Source organism: Wolbachia endosymbiont of Atemnus politus (genome assembly GCF_013309895.1).
This window is the reverse complement of record NZ_JAAXCS010000079.1, coordinates 1-6,438: the sequence shown is the minus strand read 5'-3', so window position 1 is coordinate 6,438 and position 6,438 is coordinate 1. Positions and strand designations below refer to the sequence as shown.

Here is a 6,438-nt window from a genome sequence, read left to right as displayed (position 1 = left end):
ATCCTTGCTTTGGCTACACTATCTGTTTTGGTGATTGCACTTTCGTGTAAAGCAATTAGCAGTAATAAGAGAATAAAGGTTGAGAGGAGTAAATTTGCTGAGAAATAGAAAGGTTTTAGAAAGCGAAATTATTGGGTTAAATAGGGAAATAGGTCAGTTAAAGATACAGTTACAATCAGAAGAAGAACTATATGATAAGTTGGAAGAGAAGGGGGGAGATAAAAATGAAGAGTTAGAGAAAAAGATAACAAAAGAAATAGAGGATCTAAAGGCATGTCTCAATAAGACAAGTAAAAATATTAATTTATATAAACAAAACAAAGAGCACTCATCTGAAAATTCTAATGTTGATAGAGTTTTTTTGATCAGTTTCTAAAAGCGGAAAGGAGCACAGTGGGCTTATTAACAATTTAGAGGAAATACTAAACACGCTGGAGCAAAATGTATTACAAGAAAATGCAGTACAAGATGAAACTTCACATGCAGAAAGGAGATCTTGGGTATAACAGTAGATGTTCTACCCCAACTAGTATGTTATACAATAATATGGTAACATGTCAGGACGATATTCAGAACTTAAAAGGTATACAATGAACCAAATAATATTCGCACTAAATACACAAGATTTAAATGAGGCTGTATCTTTAGCTAATACTCTACTTGGTAAGGTTGGCATGGTAAAACTGGAATTAGAATTTTTTGCTGCTCATGGTCCTTCTGGAGTGAGAGAAGTTGCAAAATGCAATGTACCATTTTTTTAAATCTGAAATTGCATGATATTCCAAACACTGTAGCTAAAACAGTTGAAGCAATAGAGGCTTTGGGTGTTTTTTGAAATATTAACACTACATATTAGTGGTGGAACAAAAATGATAAAGGAAGCTTTAAGTGTAGTGAAAGGTACATAAACGAAACTGATTGGAGTAACCGTGCAAACTAGTATGAGGGATGAGGATTTGAATGAGCTTGGAGTGACAAAAGAGGTGAAATCACAAGTGATTTTGCTTGCAAAGCTTGCAAAAAAGATTGGGCTGTATATAATATTCTGCTCGGTGCTGGAAGCTCAAGAAGTGCGCAAAGAGTGCGGTAAAGACTTTAAGATTATTACTCCGGGAATTCGTGTAGATCCCGGCCATGATGACCAAAAGAGGACAGCAACACCAAAAGAAGCAATGAATTCAGGAGCTGATCATATCGTGGTCGGTAGACCCATTACAAAAAGCGGCAATCCTGCAAATAGTGCAGAATTAATATTAAGATCATTGACTTGATTGAAGCTGCAAAAAAAATTTAAAAAGTGCTTAACATGAAAAAATGAACATTATATAGTATTGTTATCTTTCATATTTTTCCTTACTTAACTTAGTTCAGTGACATATTTAATATACTATGCGGTGCTACTTAGGTAGCACTGTACAGTTTTCTAGTCTATGTTTCTAGTATATAAGTAATACCAGCATTGTAGTCTAAACTACCAAGAAAGCCAGATCATGCAAGTGCAGCAGTTGTACTTGTATCTTACTTCCATTCATTTTTATTTTCAAGGGAGGCTGTTATGTCACTCACCGATATTACTCACCGCGTTGATGAGTTAGTTTCATCGTGGGAACAATTTAAAATAATAAATGATCGCAGACTAAAAGAAATTGAAAGCAAGGGGCGTGCTGATTCTGCAACAGTTGAGCAGTTATGTAAGATAAATAGTAACAATGATAATTGCAAAGAACGCTTGGATTTTATTTAAACTGCCGTCCAACGGTCAGAAGTTAGTACAGATTTTAGCAGAAGCGATTAGCATTTTTCTGATTATATTCGCAAGGGAGTAGAAAGCGGGTTATTGCGCAAAACTCTCAGTGGAGATGATGGCGATATTGGAGGATATCTAGTTACTTCACATATTGTAAAACGCATAAGCAAGCGTTTAATTAACTCGTCTCCAATGCGGCAAATATGTTCCAGTCAAAGAATTTCCACTGAAACATTATATTATATTATAGAAGACTATAAACGTGCTAGTGCAGGTTGGAGTGGCGAAACAGTGGATGATGAAGATGGTGGCAGCAAATCTAAATATGATTTTGCAAAAGACACGGATACGCCTAAAATCCAAAAGATTTCTATTACAACTTACGAGTTATACGCTCAACCTCAAATATCGCAGAAGCTACTCGATGATGCATTTGTCGATGTTGAAAGTTGGCTAGTAGAAAAGGTTGCCGAAACTTTTAGGAAAGAAGAAAGCGAAGTCTTTATTAAGGGTGAGGGTACTTTTAACCCAAAGGAATTTTAGCTTATGGAGATGGAAATGGTTATAATAAGGTAGAGCGAGTTAAAACTGACAAATTGGATAGCGATTCAATAATGGTATTGTACTATTCTCTAAACAAGTATTACTCTAAAAATTCATCATTTTTGATGAACAGAAGTACATTGAAGGACGTTAGGCTACTAAAATCTCAAACAGGTCAGTACCTTTGGCAACCTAGTTTGTCGCTTGAAGCTCCAGATACTTTAATGGGAATACCGGTATATCAATCTTCTGATATGCCATCTGCGCCGAACAATCAACTGCCAGTAATTGCAGTGGCAAATTTCAAACAAGCTTATAAGATCGTAGATAGCAGAGGGATGAGAATATTGAGAGATCCTTATACGAATAAACCTTATGTGAAGTTTTTTAACACGAGGCGTGTCGGTGGGGAGGTTGTGAACACCAGTGCCATTAAATTGCTGCAGGTAAGCAAGAACTGAAAACTTCCGCGCCGTTTTACTTCTTTTTACTACATATTTTCTCTTTAAAGTAAAAAATAGTAATATTAAACTTTATATGAAATAATTAAGTAAATTTATTATTAATTTAAGGAGTAAAATATGTGGAAAAGCATAAAAAAGTTTTTTAAGTGGATTGCTGATCATACAAGAATTTCATGGATTGCAAGAAAAATTTCTTCAGGGAGGAAGTGGTTGTTTGATGGTAAAAAAAAGTGAAGCAAGGGTTAATAACCAAAATACACCACAACAAGGAGAATCTCCAGACGGTAAAAGACAGACAGTAGAGCCATCGAAAAATTAGGGTAATTAATAGTTGCAGAACCTTCTGAACAAAAGACAACTGACAATTTAGAGGAGCAAGATAACCCCGCTCAAACCTATAATACTGACAATCAAGCTGATGTTAAACAGCATAAGAAACCTGAACCTGTCATTTCAACCGACGTCATTTACGAGAAAGATGACAAGCTAGTACTGATTTTATCGACAAAAACTGCAGAAGACATTTTTGATTGTGCAAGAATCGGATCTGGTGAAAATAAGCGTTGCATTGCCCGTTATAAAATCGGTCTCGATCATCAGTCGGGTTTACCACTTTTTTCTATAGATAAGGTAGCAAATCAGGCTATCGCATATGATCACATAGTAGAAATGAAAGAAATATTAGGTTTGAGCGATGCAACAAGAGAGGTTAAGGTAAATAATATATATGAGATATCTGATACATTCATATCTAAAGTCGTTGCAAATAATATTCACCAAATTCAGAAACTACGAATCCTACAACAAAAGTTATTGTTGCTGGTAGTCATAGTAAGTAATATCGGGTATTACTACGACTGAATCTTTGGAAAGGAGCATTTGAAAATGTGCTCCATTTTTCTTTCCTAAATACACAAAAGTTATATAGTATTATGAATACGATTTTCTTTTGTGTTCTGATGCTTTTTAATTCTATATTTCTTGGATTCTCCTTACTACTATATTTCATTACAAAAAGAAATAGAAAACTGAGCGAGGAGAAAGCAAACCTTGAAGGCAATTTATGTAAGTTGGAATGTGAACTTCAAAAGACAAAACAAACTTTATTGAATAAGGATGAGGAAATAGTTGATTTAAAAATCAAAATGAAGAACTCGAAATAACTCTGCAAAAAGAACGTGAGAAGAAGAAAAAAGAAATAGAATTATTAACAAAAGCAGAGGGGAGACTCACAAATACTTTTAAAGCACTGTCTCTTGATGCTTTGCAAGTGAATAACAATAATTTTTTTGAACTTAGCAAAGGAAGTAATTGATAGTAAATTAAAAGAGACAGAAAGTGATTTCAAAAAAGACTAGCAACAATCAATGAAGTTGTAACGCCAATAAAAGAAAAATTTGAAAGATTTGATAGTGAAATACGCAAGCTAGAGAAGGGCAGGGTAGGGCCTACGAAGGTTTAAAAGAGCAAATTGTGAAGCATTAATGAATCAAACTTCTAGCCTTGCTAATGCCCTGAGAAAACCTCAAATTAGAGGGAAGTGGGGTGAAATGCAACTCAAAAGAGTGGTAGAAATGGCGGGGATGATTGAATATTGCGATTTTTTTGCTCAGCCATCGGTGTTTGATAAAAATGAGGATAATTTATTGAGTCCTGATCTAATAATAAGAATGCCGTCTGGAAAACAAATAATAATAGACGCAAAAGTGCCGCTGGATTCTTACATGGATGCTATGTCACAAAATGATTTGCAGATACAAAGGGAAAAATTAAAGAATCATTCTTTGGCAATAAAAAAATATGTAAACGATTTGGGTAAAAAGAGTATTGGAATAAGTTTGAAAATACACCAGAACTCGTGGTGCTTTTTTTAACAGGAGAGGGGGTTTTCAGTGCAGCACTGGAATACGAGCCTGCGTTGATAGAAATTGGAATAGAGAAGAAGGTGATTATTGCAACACCAATCACTTTAGTGACGCTGCTGAGAGCAGTAGCATACGGATGGAAGCAAGATATGATAGCCGAAAGCGCAAAGAAAATCAGTGAACTAGGTCATATTTTATATGAACGAATCTGCACAATGGGTGAAAATTTTGATAATCTGCGCAGAAGCTTATAAAGCGCTGTTGATCATTATAATAAAACTGCTGGTTCACTCGAAGCAAGAGTATTTCCAGCTGCTCGAGAATTCAATAAGCTTGGTATGCATGTAAAAAATAGAGAGCTGAGCGTTGCAAAGGAACTAGAGTCTTTACCACGCAACTTACATGCTGAGGAACTGAAAGTGGATTAGGCTATTGCTATTTCTCCTCGGCTTGAAACATACTTCTTAATTCTTCAACTTTGCTAACGAAAAAGCCAGTAAACTTGGCAATAGTGTCGATGTCAACATTATCGGTAAGAATTGCCTTTGCCACTTCAATTTTTCCCTTTTCTTCACCAATTTTGATACCTTTCTCTTTGCCTTCCTCTCTACCGATCTTTTTGCCCTTTTCAGTGGCAAGATCAAACCTATACTCAAAAATCGCTTCTTCTTTGCGCAGATCCATTACTCTTTCTTCGTATGCTATTAAATCTTTTTCATTCCAATGAAACTTATCTAATTCAACATATGCTGGCTTTATTATTGGCGATTCTGTTGAAATATTTGCTAGATCTTTTTCAGTAGTTTTTCTGCATATTTAAAAAAGAAGCACCACCTTTCTATTGTGCTTTCTAGCTCTTCTACTCTGCTTTTTGCAAATTTAGGTAACTCAATAAAGACGAATTGAAAGTCTTTCAAGTAATGTCCGTTGGTTTTTATATCACGTATATTATGAGTAGAGATATAATCAACCTTTTGAGGAAGTAAGTTGCAATTTGAAATAGCGATAAAGAAAACTTTCTTTAAGTCAATGTAATTACAAGACTTATCTAGTTGCCTTGATTAAGCTTTGGCACCATATAGTTGTGCACGTTTTTCAAAGCCTTTGTCGCGAGCAAGCTGCATCTCAATCACAAATCTGTTACCAATTCCATCATTACAAAGAACATCAACAATACTTTGCTTATCAGAGGCAATTTCGGGATCCAAGATAGTACTTAAGAACTCTACTTCTTGTACTTTACTTACTCCAGTACAACCTAAAATATCATTCATGAAATGGATGAGAATATTCTTATTTTTTTCACTACAAAATATTCTCTTGTACGAGTAAGAGTATAGAGGACTGAGATATATTCCACCAAACCCTCCTCTAGGAACCGTACTTGAAAGTTTCCCTTCATATTGCTCGAGTCATCTTAAGTCCTTTTCTTGAGAACCGGCAACAATTTCTTTCCAATATTCAGGCATTTCAAATTCCTTACTAAGATTAACATTATTCATACCTTGCACTCTTCACAAAGAGAAAGATTATTTGATCTACGTTTTTCGAAGTAAGCATAACACTCTCTATCGTAGGGATTTGCTTCAGCCTTAATTTTCTTGTGACGAAGAATTGATGCGCTTGTTGCTTGAAATAGTTCTTTCGACTCAATTGCACCTTTATTCATAGTCAATTTTGTAAAGCACCATCTTCTTGCTCCTTTGGTCTTAAAGTATTTCTCTTTAATCCAACGTAAGCCTTTATTAGGATGCCTGCGTTTTGACCATTGCCACAGAGCTCTAAATATCTCATGATCCACTTTTTCGTAAGATTTTCT

4 protein-coding genes and 4 pseudogenes are annotated in these 6,438 nt (G+C 35.1%); 6 read left to right on the top strand and 2 right to left on the bottom strand.

The genetic code is table 11. The features are described 5' to 3' along the window. Positions 1-94 precede the first annotated feature (94 nt). The 6 genes and pseudogenes from HET73_RS05445 (at position 95) to HET73_RS09510 (ending at position 5,047) form a co-directional block, all read left to right on the top strand. The gene (locus HET73_RS05445) at positions 95-376 is read left to right on the top strand and encodes a hypothetical protein (RefSeq protein WP_174133355.1); all 282 of its coding nucleotides are present in this window, start codon (positions 95-97) and stop codon (positions 374-376) included. A 214-nt stretch (positions 377-590) separates the two neighbouring features. Continuing rightward, positions 591-1,271 (top strand): annotated as a pseudogene (pyrF, locus tag HET73_RS05440) (orotidine-5'-phosphate decarboxylase). 284 nt (positions 1,272-1,555) lie between these two features. Beyond that, entirely contained in the window at positions 1,556-1,744 is a 189-nt protein-coding gene (locus tag HET73_RS09935; RefSeq protein WP_246210194.1) for a hypothetical protein, read from the top strand. A 93-nt stretch (positions 1,745-1,837) separates the two neighbouring features. Further along, a pseudogene (locus tag HET73_RS05435) lies at positions 1,838-2,751 on the top strand (phage major capsid protein). Between the two features lie 154 nt (positions 2,752-2,905). Then, a complete protein-coding gene (locus HET73_RS05430; protein WP_174134147.1) occupies positions 2,906-3,073 on the top strand; it encodes a hypothetical protein in 168 nt (55 codons plus the stop codon). Between the two features lie 640 nt (positions 3,074-3,713). Beyond that, a pseudogene (locus HET73_RS09510) lies at positions 3,714-5,047 on the top strand (DNA recombination protein RmuC). Between the two features lie 7 nt (positions 5,048-5,054). Here HET73_RS09510 and HET73_RS05420 read toward each other — a convergent pair. Together HET73_RS05420 and HET73_RS05415 are read right to left on the bottom strand one after the other, a co-directional pair. After that, a pseudogene (locus HET73_RS05420) lies at positions 5,055-5,974 on the bottom strand (Rpn family recombination-promoting nuclease/putative transposase). Positions 5,975-6,117: 143 nt separating this feature from the next. After that, the coding region (locus HET73_RS05415) for a group II intron maturase-specific domain-containing protein (RefSeq protein ID WP_281356039.1) at positions 6,118-6,438 on the bottom strand (321 nt) is incomplete at its 5' end.

What these genes read in the sequence shown, in the direction of transcription:
- HET73_RS09935 (WP_246210194.1), top strand. Translation starts at nt 1,556, where the DNA reads ATGTCACTCACCGATATTACTCACCGCGTTGATGAGTTAGTTTCATCG.